Genomic DNA, 22562 nt, shown 5'->3' with positions numbered 1-22562 from the left:
CCGAGCAAACTTTGGACGCCCCCTGTCTGCGGAAAACGCAGACAGGGGGCGTTTGCTCGTGTTTGTTGTGGGGGGGCGACCCCCCACACCCCCCGGCCGGGGGCTCCGCCCCCGCGCCCCCGGATCCTCCTGTGGGCAGTCGGCTCGGGGCCCGTGATGGTTCTGCATGACCGACTTTTGCCCGGTGCGGGCCGAGTTGAGACCTTAAGGTTTCCTCGGCCTGCACCGGGCTTTTTTGGGGTTTGGCGCCTACATCCAGCCCCCGCCCACCCTTGGGGGGCGTCCCAGATCCAGTCTACCCGGGGTCGGCTGGCGGCGATCTTGTCGCAGGTTTGGCTGTGGATAAGTCGCGACTGAGTGGCTGGGGTGTGGATAACTCCATTCGCGCGCCCGCGCCCCGCACTGGACGGACAGGAGGGGGAAGTGGCTGGCGCAAAGGAAAGTCGGTCGCGGGCGGGTGGGGTCGGCGGGCACAGTTGGTTGGATGGAAGCCAGGTTCTACGACGATGCGGGTGACTTCTGGGCGGTGGCCCGCGAGCTGTACGAGGCCGATCCAGTCAGGCACACCACTGTGCTCAGCGTCATCCACGCCGTGCTCAACGCTCCCCAACCCGATGCGGCGCCGCTGGTGCTGGTGACGCTTCACGATGACGAGGGCTTCGTGACCGGGGCGGCGATGCGCACACCGCCGTGGCCGATGGGGTTGAGCGGCGTCGAGCTCGAGGATGTGCCCCTGCTCGTCGACGCGCTATTGCCCCGCCACCCCGAGCTCGGTTCGGTGGTGGGGCCGAAGGACGTGAGTGAGGCCTTCGCCGCCGCGTGGGCGGCGGCCTCGAACAGCGATGTGCAGACCGTCGTCGATCTTCGCCTCTACCGGCTGGACGACCTGGCCCTGCCCGAGGTACCCGGTGCAGCGCGGATCGCCACCGAGGCCGACCTCGACCTGGTCGCCGAGCACTGGTTCGCCTTCGCCACCGGGGAGCTCTCGCACCGCGGCACCACCCTGGCCGACAGTGAGAACGACTTCCGCCGCCACCTCAAGCTCGGCACCGGCGTCCTGCTGTGGGAGCACGACGGAGCCGTCGTCAGCAGTGCCGCGGCCAAGGTCCCCAATGCCGGGGCCTCGCGCATCGGCCCTGTCTACACCCCGCCCGAGCACCGCCGTCACGGCTACGCCGCGGCCGCCACGGCGGCTGCCGCCCAGTGGGCCCGGCATGCCGGCGCCAAGGAGGTTCTGCTCTACACCGACCTCGCCAACCCGACCTCCAACGGCGTCTACCACCGCATCGGCTTCCGGCCGGTGACCGACTTCGTCGAATTCGCCTTCACCCCACGGGCCTGACGACCTTCGCCGATGGCGGCATTAGGCTCGGGGACGTGACTCTGCCACGCCTGCTTGTCATCCAGCCCTCGGCGACCGATCCGGTGGGCCGCCTCGACGAATGGCTCACGGGAGCCGGCGCCGAGATCGATCTGGTGATGCCGTCGCGGGAGGCGCTGCCGGCGCTCGACGGGTACCAGGGGCTGGTGTGCCTGGGCGGCGAGATGGGCGCCCTGGACGATCGCGAGCACCCATGGCTGGCGGACGTGCGGCTGCTGCTGTCCAAAGCGGTGGCGACGAAGACGCCGACGCTGGGGATCTGCCTGGGGTCGCAGCTGCTGGCGGTGGCGACCGGGGGCCAGGTGCGGCGGGGCGAGAAGGGGCCGGAGGTGGGGGTGCTGCTGGTGGCCAAGCGGGACACCGCCGCCCGGGATCCGCTGTTCGCGGAGCTGCCGTTGACGCCGGACGTGCTCCAGTTCCACCACGACGAGATCTCGCTGCTGCCGCCGGGCGCGGAACTGCTGGCCTCCTCGCCGCGGTACGCGAATCAGGCATTCAGGGTGGGCTCGGTGGCCTACGGCGTGCAATTCCATATCGAGACGACGCCGGAAATGGTGCTGAAGTGGGCCGAGCTGGAGCCCGAGGAGGCGGCGCTGGCCCGGCCGGGTCAGCTGGAGCCCGGAGCGCTGGCGGAGGCGCATGTCACGCTGGGCGAAGTGTGGCAACCGTTTGCGCAGCGTTTTGTCCAGCTCAGCTCAGGTAAGCTCGAGCCGGCGATCGGAACGACCAGAAGCCTGCCACTGGTGTGATAACGCGCAGTCACTGTACGTTCGCGGTATGACGCCCGCCTGGGCGTCAGTCACCCCACCGACCGTGGGGTAGCGTTTCACACGTAGTTGCCCACCGCCGGAGGAATTAGGTGGACGTCCCCCTACTCGTGGCCGTTGTCGTGCTGACGGCTCTCGCCTTCGATTTCACCAACGGTTTCCACGACACGGCCAACGCGATGGCCACCTCGATCGCGACCGGCGCATTGCGACCACGAGTCGCCGTCGCCATGTCCGCGGTGCTGAACCTGGTCGGCGCCTTCCTGTCGGTCGAGGTGGCCAAGACCATCTCGGGCGGCATCGTGGACGACCTGAAGATCACCCCGGCGGTGGTGTTCGCCGGACTGGTCGGCGCCATCGTCTGGAATCTGCTGACCTGGCTGGTCGGCCTGCCGTCCAGCTCGTCGCACGCCCTGTTCGGCGGCCTGATCGGCGCCACCTGGGTGGCCTCGGGCGCCGACGCCGTGCACTTCGGCAAGGTCGCGGAGAAGGTCCTGATCCCGGCGGTCGCCTCGCCGCTGATCGCCGGCCTGATCGCGCTGACCGCCACCTACCTGACCTACCGCCTCACCCGCACGGCCAACCAGAAGGTCGTGTCCTCGGGCTTCCGCATCGGCCAGATCGTGTCGGCCGGCCTGGTCTCGCTCGCGCACGGCACCAACGACGCGCAGAAGACCATGGGCGTGATCACGCTGACGCTGATCACCGCCGGCGCGCTGCCGGCCACCGCGGGCCCGCCGGTCTGGGTGATCATCAGCGCCGGCGCGGCGATCGCGCTGGGCACCTACTTCGGCGGCTGGCGCATCACCCAGACCCTGGGCAAGGGCCTCACCACGATCGACGGCCCGCAGGGCTTCGCCGCCCAGACCAGCGCGGCCGCGGTCATCCTCACGTCCTCGCACCTCGGCTTCGCGCTGTCGACCACGCACGTGGTGTCCGGCGGCATCCTGGGCGGCGGTCTCGGCCGCAAGGCCTCAGCCGTGCAGTGGAGCACCGCCGGCCGGATGGTCATCGCCTGGGTGCTGACGCTGCCGGCGGCGGCCGTGGTGGGCGCCGTCGCCAGCTCGATCGCCAGCACCGGCACTGCCGGCGTGGTTGTCGTCGCCGTCATCGGCATCGCCGTCGCGGCCGGCATCTACGCCGCCTCGCGGCGCAAGCCGGTCACCCCCGACAGCGTCGTCAACGACGCGGTCGCGCTGGAGGAACCGGTGAAGGTGGCGGCATGAGTGTGAACTGGTTGGCGCTGGGCGAGGTTTTTGTCGTCGGCCTGGTGGCGGTCGCCGCGCTGGTGGCGTTGTTCGCGCTGGGCATCCGCGGCGTCTCGCAGCGGGTGACGGCGCGAGCCGAGGGTGGCTCGGGCGTGGGCGGGCTGACGGTGGCGGTGGTGTGCTTCGCCGCGTGCTGCGCGGTCGTGCTCTACGGGCTGTCCCTGATCATCTCGCGCTGACGTCCCACAGGGCCTGACAGGTGACAGGGGCCCGACCGGTGGGACTACGGTTGGGCCCGTCATGACTGAACCACGGTCCACGTCCTCGCCAGCCAGGTTCGGGCTCACCGATCCCCGTGCCGAGGAGATCCTGCACGCCGGTGGCTGGTGGCGTGGCGGTCCGGTGGAAGGCGCCGAGCTCGTGCTCGGCGCCTTGTCGCGCAGCCCCGATCCGGATCTGGCGCTGCACACCCTCGAACGGCTGCGTGAAGCGGCCGGCGATCGCTGGCCGGCCATCGCCGAGGCGCTGAACACCGACGGTGGCTTCCGCGGCCGGCTGATCGCGGTGCTGGGCTCGTCGACGGCGCTGGGCGACTTCCTCACCGCGAACCCCGACGAGTGGACGCGCCTGACGTCCGAGTCCCCGCCGGACCCCGACTACACGGCTCATCTGCTGCGGGCGGTCGAGGAGGGCCCGGGCGAGGTCCGGAAGCTGCGCCGCGCCTATCGCGGGCTGCTGCTGGACATCGCGGCGGCCGATCTGGGGCACCTCGTGCAGCCGGAGATCGCCGAGCCCCGCTACGAGCAGGTGGCCGAGCAGCTGTCCGATCTCGCCGCCGCGGCCCTGCGCGCTTCCCTTGCGCTGGCCGACAAACAGGTCGGCAAGCCGTCGAAGCTGGCCGTGATCGCGATGGGCAAGTGCGGCGGCCGCGAGCTCAACTACGTCAGCGACGTCGACGTGGTGTTCGTCGCCGACAACGACGACGACATGCCGACGGCGACCCGCCTGGCCAGCACGATGATGCGCATCGCCGGCGAGGCGTGCTTCGAGGTCGACGCGGCGCTGCGGCCGGAGGGCAAGGCCGGCGCGCTGGTCCGCACGCTCGACGGCCACATCGCCTACTACAAGCGCTGGGCCCGCACCTGGGAGTTCCAGGCGCTGCTGAAGGCCCGACCGATCGCCGGCGACGAGGAGGTCGGCCGCCGCTACGTCGAGGCGCTCGCGCCGATGGTGTGGACCGCGGCCGGGCGGGAGAACTTCGTCGTCGACGTGCAGGCGATGCGGCGGCGCGTCGAGGACCACGTGCCGAAGGACATCGCCGAGCGGGAGCTGAAGCTCGGCCGCGGCGGGCTGCGGGACGTCGAATTCGCGGTCCAGCTGCTGCAACTGGTGCACGGCCGGTCGGACGAGGCACTGCGCTCGCCGACGACCATGGAGGCGCTGACCGCGCTGGGTTCGGGCGGCTACGTGGGCCGAGCCGATGCCGCCGGGTTGGCGGAGTCGTACCGGTTCCTGCGGACGCTGGAGCACCGGCTCCAGTTGCAGCGGCTGCGCCGCACCCACACGTTCCCGGCCGACGACGACCGGCTGGCGCTGCGCTGGCTCGCGCGGGCCGCGGGGCTCTACCCGGACGGCCGGCGCGCGGCCGGGGATGTGTTGCTGGCCGAGTTCCGCCGGCACAGCAACCGGGTGCGCCGCCTGCACGAGAAGCTGTTCTACCGGCCGCTGCTGGAATCCGTGGCGCGCGTGCCGACCGAGGCGATGCGGCTGACGACCAAGGAGGCCACGGCCCGGCTGGCCGCTCTCGGCTACACCGCTCCGGACGGCGCGCTGCGGCACATCGAGGCGTTGACGTCGGGCGTCTCGCGCCGTGCGGCGATCCAGACGACGCTGCTGCCGGTCCTGCTCGACCTGTTGGCCAACACCCCGGACCCCGACGGCGGTCTGCTGGCGTATCGACGGGTGTCGGAGGCGTTGGCCGACACGCCCTGGTATCTGCGCCTGCTGCGGGACGAGGGGGCCGTCGTCGAGCGGCTCGCTGTCGTGCTCAGCACGTCAAAGCTGGTGCCGGACCTGTTGGTTCGTGCGCCGGAGGTGCTGCGCCTGTTGTCCGACACGGCGTCGCTGGCGCACCGCAATCCGACCGAAGTCGGCACATCGCTGCGCAGCGCGGTTGGCCGGCACGCGGACCTCACGCAGGCCGTCGCGGCCGCGCGGTCGCTGCGACGGCACGAACTGCTGCGTGTCGCCTGCGCCGACCTGCTCGGGCTGATCAAGGTCGAGGAGGTGTGCGCGGCGCTGTCGGGCGTGTGGCTGGCGGTGTTGCAGTCGGCGCTCGACGTGGCGCTGCGGTCGTCGGACGGGACGCCGCCGCCGGCGACGATCGCCGTGGTCGGCATGGGCCGGCTCGGCGGGCGCGAGCTGGGCTACGGGTCGGACGCCGATGTGCTGTTCGTCTGCGAACCCCGCAACGGCGCGACGGATGCCGAGGCCGTGAAGTACGCGTCCGGAATCGCCGAGGCGGTGCGCCGCCTGCTGGCCGCGCCGAGCCAGGACCCGCCGCTGGTGGTCGACGCCGATCTCCGACCCGAGGGCCGCAACGGCCCGCTGGCGCGGACCCTCGACTCCTACCGGGCCTACTACGCCCAGTGGTCGGAAGTCTGGGAGGCGCAGGCCCTGCTGCGGGCCAGCAACGTGGCCGGCGACGAGGACCTGGGCCGCCGGTTCTGCGAGATGGTCGACCCCGTCCGGTACCCGAAGGGCGGGCTGGATCCGGCGATGGTGCGGGAGGTCCGGCGGATCAAGGCCCGGGTCGACGCCGAGCGGCTGCCGCGCGGCGCGGACCCGATGACGCACACCAAGCTGGGCCGGGGCGGGCTGGCCGACATCGAGTGGACCGTGCAGCTGCTCCAGCTCCAGCACGCCGGCGACGCGCCGAGGCTGCGCACGACATCGACGACCGAGGGCCTGGCCTACGCCGCCGAGCTGGGGCTGATCAGCACGGCCGACGCCGAGGCGATGACGGCGGCGTGGCTGCTGGCGACCCGGGCGCGCAACGCCGTGACGCTGGTCCGGGGCAAGCCGACCGACCAGGTGCCGACCTCGGGGCGGGAGCTGGCCTCGGTCGCCGCGGCGCTGGGCTACCCGCAGGGCACCGATCCGGGGGAATTCCTGGACGACTACCGGCGGACCACCCGCAGGGCGCGCACTGTGGTGGAGCGGATCTTCTACGACGGAGGCTGAGTTGAAGGCAATCGCCTAGAACGAGTTCGGCGACGCGGGCGTGCTGTCGCTCCAGGACCTGCCGGACCCGCTGGTCGGTCCGGACCAGGTGCTGGTTGCGGTGCGGGCGGCCAGCGTGAACCCGGTGGACTACAAGATCCGCGAGGGCTTACCTGCGGGGTGCGCTGCCGCACCACTTCCCGCCGGCCACGTGCGCGGCAAGGTGGTCATCTCGGTGCCGTGACGGGAGAACTGGGGTGGGGCGTGCCGGCACGCCCCACCTCGGGCAGTGTCAGGCCACCTCGGCCTCACTGTCGGCCTCCGCCTCGGGAACGCTGGCGAAGACGTCGACCACCCACTCCTCGACGAACGAGCCGTCGTCGTCGGAGTCGGTGTCCGGGACGAGACGGTTGGACAGCGCGACGCCCAGACCAAGCAGGTCCGCGGCACGCACCGCCTCGGTCGCCTCGGCGGCGGAGTCGAAGAAGTGAGTGGACAGCAGGTTTGCGTCGTTATCGGCCACGGGCGAGACACTAGAGGGTCGCCCTCGGGGCCCTGCGGTCAGCCTGCCTGCTCTATCCGCACCGGTAACGAGCCGCGGTCGACCTCCAGCATGAAGTCGTCGATGCGGTGGTGGTAGCGGTCGGGCACGTCCTGCTGGGCCAGCGCCAGCAGCTGCACGGCCAGGCCCCGCAGGCCCGCCTTGTCGCCCCGGATGATCACCTCGCCGTGCGGGGTGACGTCGAAGTTCAGCCGGTAGTTGGCCGGCCAGGTCCGGCTCAGGCCGCGGACCGCGTCGTACACGGGGACGGAGACGACCACGTCACGAGTGGACTCCATGCGAACGGGCTCGGCCACTTCGCCACCTCCTGCACAGCACCTGCTGTTCATCCAACCCGACCGAATCGGCCTCTTTGTTACGCCTGTGTGTCACTTTCTGTTGTGCGACAAACAAAAGCCGGGCCCGTGGAGACGGACCCGGCTTCTGCGTGACGTCTAGGGCCGGCGGGGTGAACCCCGCCCCCGATCACACGTCGTAGTACAGCGCGAACTCGTACGGGTGCGGGCGCAGCCGCAGCGGGTCGATCTCGTTCTCACGCTTGAGCGCGATCCAGGTCTCGATCACGTCCGGGGTGAACACGCCGCCCTCGAGCAGGAAGTCGTGGTCGCGCTCCAGGTTGTCCAGCACCTCGCCGAGCGAGCCGGGCACCTGGGCGACCTCCTTGGCCTCCTCCGGGGGCAGCTCGTAGAGGTCCTTGTCGACCGGGGCCGGCGGCTCGATCTTGTTCTTGATGCCGTCCAGGCCGGCCATCAGCATCGAGGCGAAGGCCAGGTAGGGGTTGCCGGACGAGTCCGGGCAGCGGAACTCGACCCGCTTGGCCTTCGGGTTCTCGCCGGTGATCGGGATCCGGATGCACGCCGAGCGGTTGCGCTGCGAGTACACCAGGTTGACCGGGGCCTCGAAGCCGGGCACCAGGCGGTGGTAGGAGTTCACCGTGGGGTTGGTGAAGGCTAGCAGGCTCGGCGCGTGGTGCAGCAGGCCGCCGATGTAGTGGCGGGCGGTGTCGGACAGGCCGCCGTAGCCGGACTCGTCGTAGAACAGCGGCGCGCCGTCCTTCCACAGCGACTGGTGGCAGTGCATGCCGGACCCGTTGTCGCCGAACAGCGGCTTGGGCATGAAGGTCGCGGTCTTGCCGGCCTGCCACGCGGTGTTCTTGACGATGTACTTGAACAGCTGCAGGTCGTCCGCGGCGTGCAGCAGCGAGTTGAACTTGTAGTTGATCTCGGCCTGGCCGGCGGTGCCGACCTCGTGGTGGGCCCGCTCGACGGTGAAGCCGGAGCCGATCAGGTTCAGCGTGATCTTGTCGCGCAGGTCGGCGAAGTGGTCGGTCGGGGAGACCGGGAAGTAGCCGCCCTTGTACTTGACCTTGTAGCCCTTGTTGCCGCCCTCCTCGTCCGCGCCGGTGTTCCACCAGCCCGCGATCGAGTCGATCTCGTGGAAGGAGGCGTTCTCCGCGCTGTCGAAGCGGACCGAGTCGAACAGGTAGAACTCGGCCTCGGCGCCGAAGAAGGCGGTGTCGGCCACGCCGTTCTCGGCGATGAACAGCTCGGCCTTGCGCGCGATGTTGCGCGGGTCGCGGCTGTAGGGCTCGCGGGTCAGCGGGTCGTGCACGAAGAAGTTGACGATGAGGGTCTTCTCGATGCGGAACGGGTCGATCCGCGCGGTCGCCAGGTCGGGCAGCAACAGCATGTCCGACTCGTGGATCTGCTGGAACCCGCGAACCGACGAGCCGTCGAAGGCCAGGCCCTCGGCGATGGCGTCCGCGTCGAACGACGCTGCCGGCACGGTGAAGTGCTGCATGATGCCAGGCAGGTCGCTGAACCTGACGTCGACGAACTTCACTTCCTCGTCGGAGATGAAGCGCAGGACCTCGTCGGGATTGGTGAACACCCTCGTTGGCTCCTTCGGCTCGTAGCCCGTCCCGGCCAGAAGCCGGCTGTTTTCGTGACGAAGCTAGGCGGGTGGTGTTGCCCGTCAGTCACCCGGGTGTTTCGCGGGTGTTAACGAGACCGCGAAAAGGGTAGTGGGTCACCTCGGCACCATCGTGCTGTGACGGCGGCCTTACCCTGAGGGGGTGAACAGGTGGACCGGTTCGTGGATGTCGGGACCCCGCGCGGCCCAGGAGCCGGGCGAGGCCGCGGGGAGCGCCGAGCGGCGATACCGCGGTGAGCGGTTCGGCCTGCCGGAGTCCGGCGTCGGCTCGATCCCCTCGACCGCGCGGCGCGCCGTGGCGATGCTCATCGACTGCGTGCTGGCCGGGTTGATCACCGCCCTGTTCACCATGCCGGACCTGCCGCGCAACTGGAGCCTGCTGACCTGGTTCCTGATCGGCGTGATCGCGGTGTCCTTCTTCGGCTTCACCCCCGGCATGTACGCCATGGGCGTGCGGGTCGCCCGCATCGACGGCTCGGCCATGGTCGGCGTGCCCCGCGCGATCGTGCGCACCCTGCTGGTCGGCGTGATCATCCCAGCTGTGGTCTGGGACTACGACTACCGGGGCCTGCACGACCGCCTGGTCGGCACCGTCGTCGTCCGCATGCGGTGACATGGCGCCAGTCGCCTCACCGCTGCTCCCTTACAACGTGAAGGCGGCCTTGGTGGCTCTCAATGCCACCAAGGCCGCCTTCGTCGTTCGTACGGTCACCGCCTGCGGAGTGTGCGCTGGACGTTGCGCATCTTGGCGCCCTGCGGCAGCGGGCCCTTGGGCAGCGCGGCGCCGCGGCTGGCCAGCGCGGCCATGCCCTTCTCCAGCCGGTCGACGTCGGCCTTGGAGATGTTGCGGGGCAGCCGCATCATGTGCTGCTGAAGCTTGCGCAGCGGCACCTCGCCCTCTTCGTTGCCGATGACGATGTCGTAGATCGGCGTGCTGCCCACGACCCGCGACAGGCGCTTCTTCTCCTGCGCGAGCAGCGACTTCACCCGGTGCGGCGCGCCCTCGGCGACGAGGATGACGCCGGGCAGCCCCAGCACCCGGTGCACGACGTCCAGCTGCGTGGTGCCGGCCACCGCCTGGGTCACCCGCCAGTTGCCGCGCAGGTTGTCCAGGGCCCAGCCGGCCGCGCCGGGCTGGCCGTCGGCCTTCTTGTACACGGTGCGCGACACGCGCCGTCCGAACAGCAACACCGCACCCAGCGCGCCCAGCACCACACCCGGGCCGAGGAACAGCCACTGCATGTCCCAGATCAGGCCGATCAGGAACGCGACAGCGGCGACGCCCAACAGCACCGCCAGCATGAGCGGCACCAGGGCCTTGTCCTCGCGGCGCTGCATCTTGAACGCCTCGAAGATCTGACTGCGCCGGGCCCGCGACTCCGCGCGCTTGGCCCGCGCCGCCTCCTTGGCGGCCGCCTTGTCCTCCTGCTTACCAGCCATGTGTCCAGGATAAGGCCGGTGGCCGGACCGGTTCCGCCCCGCTCCGCTTTTCCTGTCGGGGGCCTCTGCGAGGATGCCAGGCATGGACGCCGAAGGTCGACTCCTCGAAGACCTGGATCCGGAGCAGCTCGGCGCGGTCACCGCACCCAGGGGACCGGTGTGCGTGCTGGCCGGCGCGGGCACCGGCAAGACCAGGACGATCACCCGGCGCATCGCCCACCTCGTGGACCGCGGCCACGTCGCCCCCGGTCAGGTGCTCGCCGTCACCTTCACCAAGCGCGCGGCCGGCGAGATGCGGACCCGGCTGCGGGCGCTGGGCGTGCACGGCGCGCAGGCGGTCACCTTCCACGCCGCCGCGCTGCGGCAGCTGCGCTACTTCTGGCCGCGGGTCATCGGCGACGCCCCGTGGGACCTGCTCGACGGCAAGCTCCGGCTGGTCGGCCAGGCGGCCAACCGGCTCGGCGCGCCGACCAGCGCCGAGTCGCTGCGGGACCTGGCCAGCGAGATCGAGTGGGCCAAGGCCTCGCTGGTCACGCCGGACGACTACCCGGCGGCCGTGGCCAAGGCCCGGCGTGACGTCCCGCTGCCGGCCGACCAGGTCGCCCGCGTCTACCAGGGCTACGAGCAGCTCAAGACCCGGGCCCGGATGCTCGACTTCGACGACCTGCTGCTGCACACCGCGGCGATCCTGGAGGAGCACTCCGACGTCGCCATCGAGTTCCGCGACCGGTACCGCTGCTTCGTGGTCGACGAGTACCAGGACGTGACCCCGCTGCAACAGCGGGTGCTCGACGCCTGGCTCGGCGGGCGCGACGACCTGACCGTGGTCGGCGACGCCAACCAGACCATCTACTCCTTCGCCGGCGCCTCGCCCCGGCCGCTGCTCGACTTCCCGCGGCGGTTCCCGGAGGCGGTGGTGGTGCGGCTGGAGCGCGACTACCGGTCGACGCCCGAGGTGGTGTCCCTGGCCAACCGGGTGATCGGCGCGGCCCGGGACCGGCCGGCCGGCTCGCGGCTGCGCCTGATCGGGCACCGGCAGCCCGGGCCGGAGCCGATGTTCTCCGAGTTCGACGACGAGCCCACCGAGGCCCAGGCGGTCGCGGAGCGGATCGGGGCGCTGCTGCGCAAGGGCGTGCCGGCCAGCGAGATCGCCGTCCTGTTCCGGGTCAACGCCCAGTCCGAGGTGTACGAGCAGGCGCTGACCGAGGCCCAGATCCCATACCAGGTGCGTGGCGGCGAACGGTTCTTCAACCGGCCGGAGATCCGGCAGGCGATGGTGTCGCTGCGGTCGGCCGCCAACGACGCGCCCGAGGCCGAGCTGCCGACCCTGGTCCGTGAGCTGCTCAAGCCGCACGGCCTGTCGCTGGAGCCGCCGGCCGGCGGCGCGCAGCGGGAGCGCTGGGAGTCGTTGCTGGCGTTGGTCGAACTGGCCGAGGAGCTCGACACGGTGGTGCCGGGGGCGGACCTGCCGCGGTTCGTGGCCGAGCTGGAGATGCGGGCCGAGGCCCAGCACCCGCCGACGGTGGAGGGCGTCACCCTGGCGTCGCTGCACGCGGCGAAGGGGCTGGAGTGGGACGCCGTGTTCCTCATCGGGCTGACCGAGGGCACCATGCCGATCCAGCACGCCGACAGCGACGATGCGGCGATCGAGGAGGAACGCCGGCTGCTCTACGTCGGCGTCACCCGGGCGCGTGAACATCTGTGGCTGTCGTGGTCGCTGTCGCGGACCCCCGGCGGCCGGCGGACCCGGCGGCGCAGCCGCTTCCTCCACGGGCTGCTGCCCGAGGACCATCCGGCCGCCCGACCGGTCGGCGGCCAGCTGCGGGAGGCCGCGCCGACCCGGCGGGCGTTCCGGGTCGAGTGCCGGGTCTGCGGGGACACGCTGGTCAACACCCAGGCGATCAAGCTGGGGCGGTGCGCCGACTGTCCGTCCGATGTGGACGAAGAGCTGCTCGGTCGGCTGAAGGAGTGGCGCAAGGCCAAGGCCGGGCAGCTGAGGGTTCCTCCCTACGTGGTGTTCACCGACACCACGCTGACCGCCATCGCCGAGCAGCGGCCGGCCGACACCAGTGGGCTGGTGGCCATCTCCGGCATCGGTCCGAGCAAGCTCGACAAGTACGGCGCCGACGTGATCGCCCTGGTCAGAGGCGATGCGGGGGTAGGCTCCACCTGACTCGCGAGAAGTTCCGTAGGAACTTTTCAAAAACCGGTTGCACGCCCCAGCGCAGGGGCAATAGCCTGCATAGGCCGGGCGCGAGACGCCCGAACAAGACAAGACCACACGACAACACGTGACTCTGGCACGACGAGACCCTGGTTTGGAGGCGGACGACATGGGCAGCAACGGCATCAACATCCTCATGGCACCCGCCGCCTACCCGCAGGCCGGGGCCCTTGCCCTGTGCGGCAAGGGGATCACCTCTCGTGTCTCCGTCGATCAGAACCGGCCGTGGACGGCCGGCCCGGTCGAGCGCGCCCTGACCAATGGTGAGCAGAGCACTGGTCTGCCTGCCACCGGTCGGCCGGCGTTCGTGAAGGTCCGCAAGCACGTTCTTCTCTGGTTCGCGCAGGAGCGAAGTACCTGACGGCAGCGTCAGGACTTACGGCTCACGAAGGCCGCGGACCCGGGAACGGGACCGCGGCCTTCGTGGTTTTTTCGGCACAACTCGAACGGCAGGGACATGCACGCCCCGACGTACGACAGCACCACCGCCACCACCTGCATGAGCACCACCGAAAACGGGAGGAAGTCCACCATGTTCACCGCCACCGTTCCGATAGAGGGAACTGTGCTGCCCGACTTCACCGCGCCGACCGGCGCCGGTGTCGCGGAGCTGCTCGACACCGCGCCGGGTGCCGGGCTCGACCTGCCTTGCCGGGCCAACAACCCGGACCTGTGGTTCGCCGACGCTCCCGCCGAGCTGGAGCAGGCCAAGGTGCTCTGCACCACCTGCCCCGTGCGGACGGAGTGCCTCGCGGCCGCCCTTGCCCGGCGTGAGCCGTGGGGCGTCTGGGGCGGCGAGATCTTCGAGCGCGGTGCGGTCATCGCCCGCAAGCGGCCCCGTGGTCGCCCGCGCAAGAGCGACCGCCTCGCCGAGGCGGATGCCGCGACCACAGGAAACCAGGAGGCAGCCGCGTGAACACCGTCCGATACGACGCCGACATCCCGATGATCTCGTCCTACGAACCCGAGGGAACCTCAGTCATGTTGCTCGACCAAGAACTCGCCCGGATCCGATTGCATGAAGTACGCCAGGTAGCCGAGGAGCAACGCTTGGCCCGCCGGCTGAGCGCCACCGCCCGGTGGCGCAAGGTCGCCGGTTGGGCCGCCAGGCGCGCCGAGCGGGCGGCTTCCCGCTACGCCGTCTGACACAACAAGCTCCGGTCCAGCCGCGGCACTGCCCTTTCGGGTAGTGCCGCGGCTGGGCGCTGTGCTTGTGGCGCCGCCTTCGGCGTCGCGGCTCGGCCCCCGGGTAGCCGGCGCCTCGCCCTTGCTGGATTTAGCCCGCCGCATCGGCTCGGGTGGGTGGTTGCGTCGGGGGGCGGCGGGCGAAATCCAGCAACCGTGCGAAGCACCGGCGGGGCCTCGCGCTCTCCTGCGTTGGCGATGGTCGAATCGGTGTGTGGGGCCGTGCCAGGTCCTAGACGGGACCGAGCACTCTCGCCGGCGGAGGTCGAGGCCCGGCTTGCTGGCGAGGCTGGGGCGCAGCCTCGCGACAACTGAATCCAGTTCAGCCGCCGTGCTGCCCCTTCGGGCGGTGCGGCGGCTCGGCGCGCATGTCTGATGGTTCGCCCGGTCGGCGGCGCAACTGGCGGCCCGCGGTGCGGGGAACTGTCCTAGCGTCGGGGCGTGGCAGACAACGAGCTGGTGAGCTGTTCGATCTGCGGCCGCCGCCGCGACCTGGCCGCGGCGCCGGCCGAGGCACTGGCCTGGGTGTCGGAGCGCGAGCGCGGCGCCCAGCGCTGGCTGTGCCCGACCTGCGCCCGAGCCCACGTCCGAGACATCGAGGGCAAACTGCCGGCCGAGTACTGGTGACCCGAACCGGCCCGCTCCCAGCCCGGGCCTCGGCTGAGCGGGTTCGGGCTGCTGACTGTCGGCCGGGCGGGCCTAGCCGCCGGGGAGTTGGTCGGCGAGGGCGTGGACGGGCGGGCGGACGCGGTTGGCGGCGCGGCGGAAGGCGTCCACCAGGTCGCGCCGCACGCCGTCGGGGTCCCGGCGCAAGACCTCGGGCACGGTCCGAAGCATGATCACACCGGCGGCGGAGAGGCGGGCGTCGCGGCCCGGGGGATGGGGGCCGAGACGGAAGTGCTGGCCGCCGGCCTCCCAGCCGAGCGCCACCTCGTCCCACCAAGCGTCGACAACGCCGAGCAGGGCGCCGGTGACGTCGCGGATGGGGACGTTCCACCGAGGCGGCGGTAACAGCGCGCCGCGAGCGACCTTCCGCGCCAGCCCTTCGGTCAGGGAGACCACGCCGTCCGACACCGCTCGCAGGGCGGCCCGAGGAGCGGCGGAGCCGTTCTGGTTGCCGGCGTCGAGCTCGGCCCGAAGCTCGGCGACACCGCACAGGCCATGCCGAACGGGCCCGGAGAGCAGGGCCCGCAGGCGGATGGCGTCGCACTCTCGGCGGGCGGCGTCGAGCACGGCGCGGGGGACCGGCGCATAGCGGAGCCCGTCCCGCTCGGTCGGCGTGGGCATCCTCGTGGTCCGCTCGACCACGAGATAACCGAAGGCAGTGGGCCGCTTGGCCGCCGGCACAAGCACGTGCACGTCACCGACGGCGCGCACGCCCAGGTCGTGATCGAGCCCCGCGGCGTCCAGGCCGGTGATCGCCGCCTCCTCACCGGCGTACACCAGCGCCGCGCGCAACCGTTGCCGACGGCTGGGCTCGGCGCCGGACAGCAGCAGCACACCCGGCAGCAGCCGTTGCCACGGCCCGCCGGGGCGGCACCTGGCGGCGATCTCCGGGCCCGGCACACCGCCGGCGCGCAGCTCCGCGGCACGGACCACGCCGTCGGGCGCGCCGTCCGCGAGCGCGGCCAGGGCGGCCGGCGAGATCGGGGTCATGACCTCGATGGTCGGGCCGCGGCCGAATCCGCGGAATACCGATTCGGCAACTGTGGACAACTCCGCGTTACCGGCCCCCTAGTTATCCACAGCCTGTGGACAACTCGGGGGACACTGCGTCTCAGTCGGCGAAGCCCGGCTGCCAGCGGGACACGATCGCCCGCGCCGGCACCTCGGCGCCGAGCTGGCACAGGATGCCGGTGGCCCCCATCGTCACCCGGTGGATGAGCAGGTACTGCGGCGGCAGGTTGAGCGAGCGCCCGGTGCGGAAGTCCTGGCCCCGCAGGTCGCCGATGCGCTCGGCCTGCTTCTGCAGCCACTTCCGGGTGAACGTGAAGCGTTCGGTCCGCAGCGGCTCGACGAACGGCCCGAGGTAGGCGACGACGTCGTCCGGCGCGACCTCGCTGTCCGGCCGCACGAAATGCTCGGCCCGCAGCAGCTCCAGCAGCTCCTCGGACCGGTGCTCCAGCGACAGCCGGGTCATCAGGCCCAGCGTGCGGGGCAGGCCGTCGGGCAGCCGGGCGGCCGCACCGAAGTCGATCACGCACAGCCGGCCGTCCGGCAGCAGCATGAAGTTGCCGGGGTGCGGATCGGCGTGCAGCAGCCCGGTCTTGGCCGGCGACGAGAAGTGGAACTCCGACAGCAGCGTGCCGGCGTGGTCCCTGGTCGTCTGGTCGCCGTCGCGGATGATCGTGGCCAGCGGTCGGCCGGTCACCCATTCGGAGACGATCACCATCGGCGCGCTGGCCACCACCTTCGGCACCAGCACGTGCTCGTCGCCGTCGAAGGCCTTGGCGAAGGTGCGCTGGTTGGCGGCCTCGGTGCGGTAGTCCAGCTCCTCGACCATGCGCTCGCGCAGCTCGGCCAGCAGCGGCTTGATCTCCGCGCCCGGCACCAGCGCCTGGAACAGCCGGCTGAACCGCTGCAACTGCTTCAGGTCGGACAGCAGCGCCTCGTCCGCGCCCGGGTACTGCACCTTGACCGCGACCTCGCGGCCGTCGTGCCAGACGGCCCGGTGCACCTGCCCGATGCTGGCCGCGGCGGCCGGCTTGTCGTCGAACTCCTGGAAGCGCTTGGCCCACGACGCGCCCAGCTGCTCGGCGAGCACCCGGTGCACGCTGCGCGCCTCCAGCGGCGGTGCGGCCGCCTGGAGCTTGGTCAGCGCGTCCCGATAGGGCGCGGCCAGCTCGTCCGGAACGGCCGCCTCGAACACGCTCAGCGCCTGGCCGAACTTCATCGCGCCGCCCTTGAGCTGCCCCAACACCGCGAACAGCTGCTCGGCGGTCTTGGCGTTCAGCTGAGAGCTGACCTCCTCGGCGCTCTGGCCGATCAGCCGCTTGCCCCAGCCGCCGACCACCCGACCGGCGACGCCGATCGGCAGGCTGGCTAGCTTCGCGGTCCGCTGGACGGCGTTGCGCGGGATCTCGGTCACCCGGTGATTCTCCCCTTGAGCTGGGGGTGGGCGTGAGTGATCTCGTCCACCCCGGCTGTCGCTCTACACGCTAGCCTCCTCGGCCGGTACCGCGCCGCAGCGGCAGTCGGGGTGCGGCGGCCACGGCTTGGTGATCACCGCGCCGGCCGCGGCGTCGATCTCCATGCTGGCGTTGGCCAGCGCCGGCTCTGGCCCCCCGCCCAGCCACCAGTCCACCATCAGCAGCGCCTGGGCCGCGGCGAAGCCGGCGGTGGCCTGGGTGGCGGCCAGCTCGCCCGGCTGCGGCCGGCCGGCGAGCTGCATGGCCAGCCTCGGCCAGGCCGGATCCAGGTCGCGGCGGTGCAGATCCATGCAGTGCGAGCAACTGGTCCGGCCCGGGATGACCAGCGGGCCGACGATGCCGGTCCCGTCCCGCATTCGCGTGAGCAGGTGGGGGACACCCTCGGCCTGGAGCGTGGCGGTCCGGATCGGCACCGGCACCACCGCGTCGGTGAGCACCGTCAGGTCCGGCTTGCGGGGCGACGGCAGCCGGCCGGTCCGCACCGTGCAGGCCGCTCGGCGGATGGCGGCCACGCCCGCCTCCTGCCTGGTCGCGTCGACATCGGTGTCGAGATACCCGGTGCCGGTGTCCTCGGGCCGGACCTGACCGTCCGCGCCGAAGTCGATCCAGCCGACGCCGGCCGCCGCGAGCAGGCACGCGATCGCCACGCCCAGCCGGCCTTCGCCCCGCACCGCCACCACCGCCTGCTGTCGGTTGAGGGACAACCGCCGGCGCGGGTGGCCGGTCCGCAGCGACCACGCCGTCGCGTCCGCCGACAGCCGGGCCGGCATCGGCAGGCCGGCGCTGTCCTCGGGCGAGGCGTCGTCGAGCAGGCCGGCGTCGGCCAGCGAGGTCAACATCGACATCGCCGCCTGCCGGGACCGCTCGTCGGCGCACCGGTCCAGCAGCTCCGGCACGGTCGCCGTGCCGGTCATCGCCGGCAACAGGTCGATCAGGCCCTCGGGCAGGTTGTCGAGCAGCACGCCGTGCCGGGGGTCGATGCCGATCTGCACCTGGTGGTCGCCGCGCCGGAGCACGGCGAGCCCCGGCAGCACGCGGGGGCGCCGCGGCAGTGCTCCGGGTGGCCGCGTCTCGTTCGGCGGCTGCGTTTCGTCCATGCATGCAGGCTGCCGCGAGCGGCGTCGAGTGCCAACCGACTGTCCACCAGCCGGGTAGGCAGTCCACAGTTCACCATCGGTCGATTGACAGTTCGTCCGATTCGGACTATTTGACGGCGTTCGCCACTCGCTGACGGCACTTGACAGGGCCACCCGAGTTGGTGTCCGGCGTCGGCGCGACGCCCCGAACAGCCCAGCCCAGCAGCGCAAACGTGGTCGCGGGCGGTGGTTACGGCCGGGGGTGCGCAACCACCCCGGAGAGGGAACCCGGGGCCGGTCGCAGTGCGGACCGACACGACCCGGGGTGAATTGTCGGTGCTTGGCCTTACCGTGAACGCGTGGCTGATCCACAGGTGGAGGTTCGCCGCAGCCGGCGACGTCGTCGCACGGTGACGGCATATCGGGAGGGTGACACGGTCATCGTGCTGCTCCCGGCCCGGATGACCCGGGCCGAGGAGGAGCATTGGGTGGCTGAGATGCTCGCGCGTCTGCAACGGAGTGAGACCAAGCGGCGGTCGCCGGCGCGACAGTCGGACGAGGCGCTGTTGTCGCGGTGCGCCGAGCTGTCGGCGCGACATCTGGGCAACCGGGCGACGCCCAAGAGCGTGCGGTGGGTGCCGCCGATGCGGACGCGCTGGGCGTCCTGCACGCCCGCCGACGGCACGATCCGCGTGAGCGAACGGCTGCGCGAGGTGCCGTCGTGGGTGCTCGACTACGTGCTGGTGCACGAGCTGACGCACCTGTTGGTGCCCGGACACGGGCCCAGCTTCTGGAAGCTGGTGCAGAACTATCCGCGCACTGACCGCGCGGTCGGCTACCTCGAGGGCCTGTCGGCGGCGGCCGGCTGGGGCATCGGCGAGGAGGACGACTGACCGCCGCCACCTGACACCAAGTCCGCCTTCGCGGCCCCAGCCGCAACGCGTCCCGCCCTCACCGCCGAGCCGCCCGGCCCCGAGCCCGGCGCTCGCAGCCACGGTTCGCCTGGTGAGGGGCGAGGGCCGGATCGGCGGGCGGTGGGTGAACACGCGTCCGGTTGATGGGGAGGGTTCAGCAGGGCTCGTTGCGGGGTGGTCGTTCATGGACCGAGGTTGACGGCCATGGCAGGGAAACGCCGGCCGCCGTTGGATACGGTGGCCGGCGTGAACTAGCTGGTGGGAGACCGGGTCAGTCCTGGTGGGGGCCGTTCTCGCCGCGTTCCTTCTCCTCGCGTTCGGTGCGCTCGAGCTCGGCGATGGGGTCGTCGCCGAGCTCGGCGGAGCCGCCGAGGCGCTCGGAGAACTCCATGGGGTCGTCGAGGTCCTCGCCGGTGGGGATGAGGTCGGGGTGGGCCCAGAGGCCGTCCCGGCGTTCGATGCCGTGCTGGTCGCCAACCAGCCGCCAGAGGGCGGAGGCGGCGCGGAGGCGGCGGGGGCGCAGTTCGAGGCCGACGAGGGTGGCGAAGGTCTGCTCGGCGGGCCCGCCGGAGGCACGGCGGCGGCGGAGGGTCTCGCGCAGGGCCTCGGCGCCGGGAAGGCGCTCGCCGACGGCGTCGGCGACGACCACGTCGACCCAGCCCTCGACCAGGGCCAACAGGGTCTCCAGCCGGGTGAGGGCGGCCTTCTGCTCGGGGGTGGTCTGCGGTTCGAGCAGGCCGGACTGCATGGCCTCCTCGATGCTGGCGGGGTTGCTGGGGTCGACCTGCGTGGCCAGCTGCTCCAGCGCGGAGGTGTCGACCTTGATGCCGCGGGCGAACTCCTCGACGGTGCCCAGCAGCCGCTGCCGCAGCCACGGCACGTGCGCGAACAGCCGCTGGTGGGCGGCCTCCCGCGCGGCCAGGAAGACGATGACCTCGCTGGCCGGACGCTCCAGGCCGCCGGTGAACTTCTCGATGTTGGCCGGCAGCAGCGCGGCGGTGCCCTCGGGCCCGAGAGGCAGGCCGACCTCGGTCGAGGTGAGGACCTCGGCGGCCAGCTGCGCAAGGGCGCTGCCGAGCTGGGAGCCGAACGCCATCCCACCCATCTGGCCGATCATCGCCAGCATCGGCCCGGCGGCGGCCTTGGCCTCCGCGGGCAGGGCCTCCACCCACGCTCCGGACACCCGCTGGGCGACCGGGTCGAACAGCCGCTGCCAGGTGGGCAGGGTCTCGTTCACCCAGTCCACGGCCGACCAGGCCTTGGCGACCCGCGCGCCGGCCGGCAGCGTGGTCGCCGGGTCCAGCCACATCTCGGCCAGGTGCACGGCGTCGGCGACCGCCCCGGACTGGTCGGCGCCGGCGTGACCGCCGGACTGGGCCAGCTGCTGCATGGCGATCTGCTTGGCCAGCTCGTAGTTGACCGGCCCCCCGCCCGATGACTGAGCCTGGCTGAGCATCTGACCCAGCTGGCTGAGCATCTGGCCGAGCTGGCCCATGTCGAAGGGGACGCCCCCGGGCGGCATCCCTCCGGGCGGTGTGTTGCCGCCCGAGGAGGAGCCCTCGCCGCGGTCGTCAGGGTTCGGTGACGGAGTGAACCCGAACGGCAGATCGGTCATGTCTCCACGGTACGCGGCCAGCCAGACCCAAGCTGTGCGCGCTGGGCGAACGCCGCGAGGCCGCGGTCACGAGCGGCCTCGCCCCGCGCGGAACGCGCGGCAAAAGCACTGCGTACCCTGTCGTGTCGTGAGCCAGCAAACTGAGCGGCCTGGTCAGGACACCGCTGAGCCGCAGCCGCCACGGCCCCGTCGCGGCGGCCCGGCCCGGCGGACGTGGACCCTGGTGTGGAGCTTCGTGCTCGTGGCGGCCATCGGTCTGCTCGGCGGCGTGGTCTCGATCCCCTATGTCGCGATCGGCCCGGGCCCGACGTTCAACACGCTGGGCAGCGTGGACGGCACGACGGTGATCTCGGTGCAGGGCCAGCAGACCTTCCCCACCAAGGGGGAGCTGCGCATGGTCACGGTGTCGCTGACCGACAGCATCACCCTGTTCGGGGCGCTCGGCCTGTGGGCGTCCGGCCGCTACTCGCTGGCGCCGCGCGAGGAGTACTTCAAGCCGGGCGAGTCGCAGCAGGACGTGCAGAAGGAGAACGTCCAGCAGTTCACCGACTCGCAGTCCAACGCCCAGACCGCCGCGCTGCTCTACCTGTATCCGAAAGAGGTGAAGGTGCTGGTCGGCTCGATCAGCCAGGGCAGCCCGGTGACCGGCGTGCTCAACGCGGGGGACCGGCTGCTGGCGGTGAACGGGGCCAAGGTCACCACCTCGCAGCAGGTGCAGGACGCGCTCAAGAACACCAAGCCGGGCCAGGCGGTGCCGGTGACCTTCCAGCACGGCAGCTCGCCGGAGCAGACGGCGACCATCACGCTCGGCCACAGCGACGACCGGACCTGGGGTTTCATGGGCATCGGGCCGATCGACCGGCCGGACGTGTCGTTCCAGGTCAAGATCAGCCTCGCCGACGTCGGCGGCCCGTCGGCCGGCCTGATGTTCGCGCTGGCCATCATCGACAAGCTGACGCCGGACAACCTGAACGACGGCGGCGACATCGCCGGCACCGGGGAGATCGACGACCAGGGCAACGTCAAGCCGATCGGCGGCATCCCGTTCAAGATGATCGCGGCCAAGGAGGCAGGCGCGACGGTGTTCCTGTCGCCGGCCGAGAACTGCGCCGAGGCCAAGGAGCACGCCCCGGCCGGCCTGAAGCTGATCAAGGTCAGCACCCTGGCCGGCGCCGTCGACGCCCTGAACGCCCTCAAGGAGCACAAGCCCACCCCGGGCTGCTGACCTTCAACGTCATGAAGGGCCCCATACTGACGTTCAACGTCAGTATGGGGCCCTTCATGACATCAGAGCCGCTTAGGGGCGCAGGGTCTCCAGCAGGGCGCCGGTGAGATTGGGGGCCAGCTCGGGATGCTCGACGATCTCGTCGGGACGCTCCTGGTCGCCGCGCAGGCGCAGCACGCAGGCGGCGGTGCCGTCCCGCAGCACGGCCGCGACCAGCCGGGCCTCCCGGCGCTGCGGGTGCTCGGCGGCGACCCGGCGCAGCACGGAGCTGTCGTCGGTGACGGCCTCGATCTCGGCCTCGGCGTCCGGCGGCAGCACGACGATCTCCTGCGCGACGGCGCAGCCGGTCACCGCGTCCGGCCACACGATGCTGGCCAGCGCGTCCCCGAGATCCTCGCCCGGCAGCTCCTCCTGCGCGATCGGCGTCAGCGCGGCGGCCGGATCCAGCTGGCTGCGCAGCTCCGGCTGCTGAGCGATCAGCTCGGCCGTCGGCACCAGCGCGAACAGCTGCGGCGCCTGATCCCAGCCGGCGGCCGAGACGAACTCCTCGACCTCGCGGGCCAGGGCGGGCAGCAGCGTCGGCCGGGTCTCGTCGGCGTCGTCAAGAGAAGGCACGCCCCCCATCGTCCCATCCGACCCCGACAGTTCCGATGACCGCCCGC

23 protein-coding genes are annotated in these 22562 nt (G+C 71.6%); 14 read left to right on the top strand and 9 right to left on the bottom strand.

The genetic code is table 11. From position 1 onward, the window contains the following. The first annotated feature begins 484 nt into the window (after positions 1 to 484). From ACIG5F_RS40800 to ACIG5F_RS40775, 6 genes are all read left to right on the top strand, one after another. On the top strand, positions 485 to 1342 hold the full coding sequence (locus tag ACIG5F_RS40800) for a GNAT family N-acetyltransferase (protein WP_396525497.1): 858 nt from the start codon (positions 485 to 487) through the stop codon (positions 1340 to 1342). A 41-nt stretch (positions 1343 to 1383) separates the two neighbouring features. Further along, the gene (locus ACIG5F_RS40795; protein WP_396525499.1) at positions 1384 to 2130 is read left to right on the top strand and encodes a type 1 glutamine amidotransferase; all 747 of its coding nucleotides are present in this window, start codon (positions 1384 to 1386) and stop codon (positions 2128 to 2130) included. 110 nt (positions 2131 to 2240) lie between these two features. After that, entirely contained in the window at positions 2241 to 3374 is a 1134-nt protein-coding gene (locus ACIG5F_RS40790) for an anion permease (protein ID WP_396525495.1), read from the top strand. Beyond that, positions 3371 to 3595, top strand: coding sequence for a hypothetical protein (locus ACIG5F_RS40785; protein ID WP_396525493.1), 225 nt, complete (start codon positions 3371 to 3373; stop codon positions 3593 to 3595). Before ACIG5F_RS40790 ends, ACIG5F_RS40785 begins: the two co-directional genes overlap by 4 nt. 61 nt (positions 3596 to 3656) lie before the next feature. Next, positions 3657 to 6599: a bifunctional [glutamine synthetase] adenylyltransferase/[glutamine synthetase]-adenylyl-L-tyrosine phosphorylase gene (locus ACIG5F_RS40780; protein ID WP_396525491.1), complete on the top strand. Its 2943-nt coding sequence runs from the start codon at positions 3657 to 3659 to the stop codon at positions 6597 to 6599. A 40-nt stretch (positions 6600 to 6639) separates the two neighbouring features. After that, on the top strand, positions 6640 to 6822 hold the full coding sequence (locus ACIG5F_RS40775) for an alcohol dehydrogenase catalytic domain-containing protein (RefSeq protein ID WP_396525490.1): 183 nt from the start codon (positions 6640 to 6642) through the stop codon (positions 6820 to 6822). Between the two features lie 48 nt (positions 6823 to 6870). On the opposite strand, the gene ACIG5F_RS40770 is transcribed toward ACIG5F_RS40775, so the two are convergent. The 3 genes from ACIG5F_RS40770 to glnA form a co-directional block, all read right to left on the bottom strand. Next, the gene (locus ACIG5F_RS40770) at positions 6871 to 7101 is read right to left on the bottom strand and encodes a hypothetical protein (RefSeq protein ID WP_396525489.1); all 231 of its coding nucleotides are present in this window, start codon (positions 7099 to 7101) and stop codon (positions 6871 to 6873) included. Positions 7102 to 7139: 38 nt separating this feature from the next. After that, a complete protein-coding gene (locus ACIG5F_RS40765) occupies positions 7140 to 7436 on the bottom strand; it encodes a hypothetical protein (RefSeq protein ID WP_396525487.1) in 297 nt (98 codons plus the stop codon). A gap of 169 nt (positions 7437 to 7605) precedes the next feature. After that, on the bottom strand, positions 7606 to 9030 hold the full coding sequence (gene glnA / locus ACIG5F_RS40760) for a type I glutamate--ammonia ligase (protein WP_396525485.1): 1425 nt from the start codon (positions 9028 to 9030) through the stop codon (positions 7606 to 7608). A 184-nt stretch (positions 9031 to 9214) separates the two neighbouring features. On the opposite strand from glnA, the gene ACIG5F_RS40755 reads away from it, so the two are divergent. Then, on the top strand, positions 9215 to 9685 hold the full coding sequence (locus ACIG5F_RS40755; protein ID WP_396525483.1) for an RDD family protein: 471 nt from the start codon (positions 9215 to 9217) through the stop codon (positions 9683 to 9685). A 95-nt stretch (positions 9686 to 9780) separates the two neighbouring features. Here the strand turns inward: ACIG5F_RS40755 and ACIG5F_RS40750 are convergent, their stop codons facing one another. Then, positions 9781 to 10512, bottom strand: coding sequence for a DUF4191 domain-containing protein (locus tag ACIG5F_RS40750; protein WP_396525481.1), 732 nt, complete (start codon positions 10510 to 10512; stop codon positions 9781 to 9783). 82 nt (positions 10513 to 10594) lie between these two features. Between ACIG5F_RS40750 and ACIG5F_RS40745 the strand changes: the two genes are divergently transcribed. The 5 genes from ACIG5F_RS40745 to ACIG5F_RS40725 all read left to right on the top strand — a co-directional run bounded on the left by ACIG5F_RS40745 (position 10595) and on the right by ACIG5F_RS40725 (position 14548). After that, complete coding sequence (locus ACIG5F_RS40745) at positions 10595 to 12685, top strand: ATP-dependent DNA helicase UvrD2 (RefSeq protein ID WP_396525479.1); 2091 nt, start codon at positions 10595 to 10597, stop codon at positions 12683 to 12685. A gap of 160 nt (positions 12686 to 12845) precedes the next feature. Continuing rightward, positions 12846 to 13097, top strand: coding sequence for a hypothetical protein (locus ACIG5F_RS40740; protein WP_396525478.1), 252 nt, complete (start codon positions 12846 to 12848; stop codon positions 13095 to 13097). A 171-nt stretch (positions 13098 to 13268) separates the two neighbouring features. After that, positions 13269 to 13652: a WhiB family transcriptional regulator gene (locus ACIG5F_RS40735; protein WP_396525498.1), complete on the top strand. Its 384-nt coding sequence runs from the start codon at positions 13269 to 13271 to the stop codon at positions 13650 to 13652. After that, positions 13649 to 13882 (top strand): hypothetical protein, encoded by a 234-nt coding sequence (locus ACIG5F_RS40730; protein WP_396525477.1) that lies wholly within the window; start codon positions 13649 to 13651, stop codon positions 13880 to 13882. Before ACIG5F_RS40735 ends, ACIG5F_RS40730 begins: the two co-directional genes overlap by 4 nt. Before the next feature lie 480 nt (positions 13883 to 14362). Beyond that, the gene (locus tag ACIG5F_RS40725) at positions 14363 to 14548 is read left to right on the top strand and encodes a hypothetical protein (RefSeq protein ID WP_396525475.1); all 186 of its coding nucleotides are present in this window, start codon (positions 14363 to 14365) and stop codon (positions 14546 to 14548) included. Positions 14549 to 14620: 72 nt separating this feature from the next. Here the strand turns inward: ACIG5F_RS40725 and ACIG5F_RS40720 are convergent, their stop codons facing one another. The 3 genes from ACIG5F_RS40720 to ACIG5F_RS40710 all read right to left on the bottom strand — a co-directional run bounded on the left by ACIG5F_RS40720 (position 14621) and on the right by ACIG5F_RS40710 (position 18167). Further along, positions 14621 to 15577, bottom strand: a complete 957-nt coding sequence (locus ACIG5F_RS40720; RefSeq protein WP_396525474.1) for a hypothetical protein — start codon at positions 15575 to 15577, stop codon at positions 14621 to 14623. Positions 15578 to 15698: 121 nt separating this feature from the next. Continuing rightward, complete coding sequence (locus ACIG5F_RS40715) at positions 15699 to 17009, bottom strand: ABC1 kinase family protein (protein ID WP_396525473.1); 1311 nt, start codon at positions 17007 to 17009, stop codon at positions 15699 to 15701. 63 nt (positions 17010 to 17072) lie between these two features. After that, on the bottom strand, positions 17073 to 18167 hold the full coding sequence (locus ACIG5F_RS40710; protein WP_396525471.1) for a TOMM precursor leader peptide-binding protein: 1095 nt from the start codon (positions 18165 to 18167) through the stop codon (positions 17073 to 17075). A gap of 338 nt (positions 18168 to 18505) precedes the next feature. On the opposite strand from ACIG5F_RS40710, the gene ACIG5F_RS40705 reads away from it, so the two are divergent. Next, complete coding sequence (locus ACIG5F_RS40705) at positions 18506 to 19039, top strand: M48 family metallopeptidase (RefSeq protein WP_396525470.1); 534 nt, start codon at positions 18506 to 18508, stop codon at positions 19037 to 19039. 292 nt (positions 19040 to 19331) lie between these two features. Here ACIG5F_RS40705 and ACIG5F_RS40700 read toward each other — a convergent pair whose 3' ends face one another. Then, on the bottom strand, positions 19332 to 20675 hold the full coding sequence (locus ACIG5F_RS40700; RefSeq protein ID WP_396525468.1) for a zinc-dependent metalloprotease: 1344 nt from the start codon (positions 20673 to 20675) through the stop codon (positions 19332 to 19334). A gap of 127 nt (positions 20676 to 20802) precedes the next feature. Between ACIG5F_RS40700 and ACIG5F_RS40695 the strand changes: the two genes are divergently transcribed. Then, entirely contained in the window at positions 20803 to 21900 is a 1098-nt protein-coding gene (locus ACIG5F_RS40695) for a PDZ domain-containing protein (RefSeq protein ID WP_396525466.1), read from the top strand. Positions 21901 to 21972: 72 nt separating this feature from the next. On the opposite strand, the gene ACIG5F_RS40690 is transcribed toward ACIG5F_RS40695, so the two are convergent. Continuing rightward, positions 21973 to 22524, bottom strand: coding sequence for a PPA1309 family protein (locus ACIG5F_RS40690; RefSeq protein WP_396525464.1), 552 nt, complete (start codon positions 22522 to 22524; stop codon positions 21973 to 21975). Between the last annotated feature and the right edge of the window lie 38 nt (positions 22525 to 22562).

It is taken from the genome of Kutzneria sp. NPDC052558 (genome assembly GCF_044547355.1).
GTDB lineage: Bacteria > Actinomycetota > Actinomycetes > Mycobacteriales > Pseudonocardiaceae > Kutzneria.
This window is presented reverse-complemented; position numbering and strand designations above follow the sequence as displayed.

What these genes read in the sequence shown, in the direction of transcription:
- ACIG5F_RS40800 (WP_396525497.1), top strand. Translation starts at nt 485, where the DNA reads ATGGAAGCCAGGTTCTACGACGATGCGGGTGACTTCTGGGCGGTGGCC.
- ACIG5F_RS40785 (WP_396525493.1), top strand. Translation starts at nt 3,371, where the DNA reads ATGAGTGTGAACTGGTTGGCGCTGGGCGAGGTTTTTGTCGTCGGCCTG.
- ACIG5F_RS40780 (WP_396525491.1), top strand. Translation starts at nt 3,657, where the DNA reads ATGACTGAACCACGGTCCACGTCCTCGCCAGCCAGGTTCGGGCTCACC.
- ACIG5F_RS40750 (WP_396525481.1), bottom strand. Translation starts at nt 10,512, where the DNA reads ATGGCTGGTAAGCAGGAGGACAAGGCGGCCGCCAAGGAGGCGGCGCGG.
- ACIG5F_RS40745 (WP_396525479.1), top strand. Translation starts at nt 10,595, where the DNA reads ATGGACGCCGAAGGTCGACTCCTCGAAGACCTGGATCCGGAGCAGCTC.
- ACIG5F_RS40740 (WP_396525478.1), top strand. Translation starts at nt 12,846, where the DNA reads ATGGGCAGCAACGGCATCAACATCCTCATGGCACCCGCCGCCTACCCG.
- ACIG5F_RS40735 (WP_396525498.1), top strand. Translation starts at nt 13,269, where the DNA reads ATGTTCACCGCCACCGTTCCGATAGAGGGAACTGTGCTGCCCGACTTC.
- ACIG5F_RS40720 (WP_396525474.1), bottom strand. Translation starts at nt 15,577, where the DNA reads ATGACCCCGATCTCGCCGGCCGCCCTGGCCGCGCTCGCGGACGGCGCG.
- ACIG5F_RS40710 (WP_396525471.1), bottom strand. Translation starts at nt 18,167, where the DNA reads ATGGACGAAACGCAGCCGCCGAACGAGACGCGGCCACCCGGAGCACTG.
- ACIG5F_RS40700 (WP_396525468.1), bottom strand. Translation starts at nt 20,675, where the DNA reads ATGACCGATCTGCCGTTCGGGTTCACTCCGTCACCGAACCCTGACGAC.
- ACIG5F_RS40690 (WP_396525464.1), bottom strand. Translation starts at nt 22,524, where the DNA reads ATGGGGGGCGTGCCTTCTCTTGACGACGCCGACGAGACCCGGCCGACG.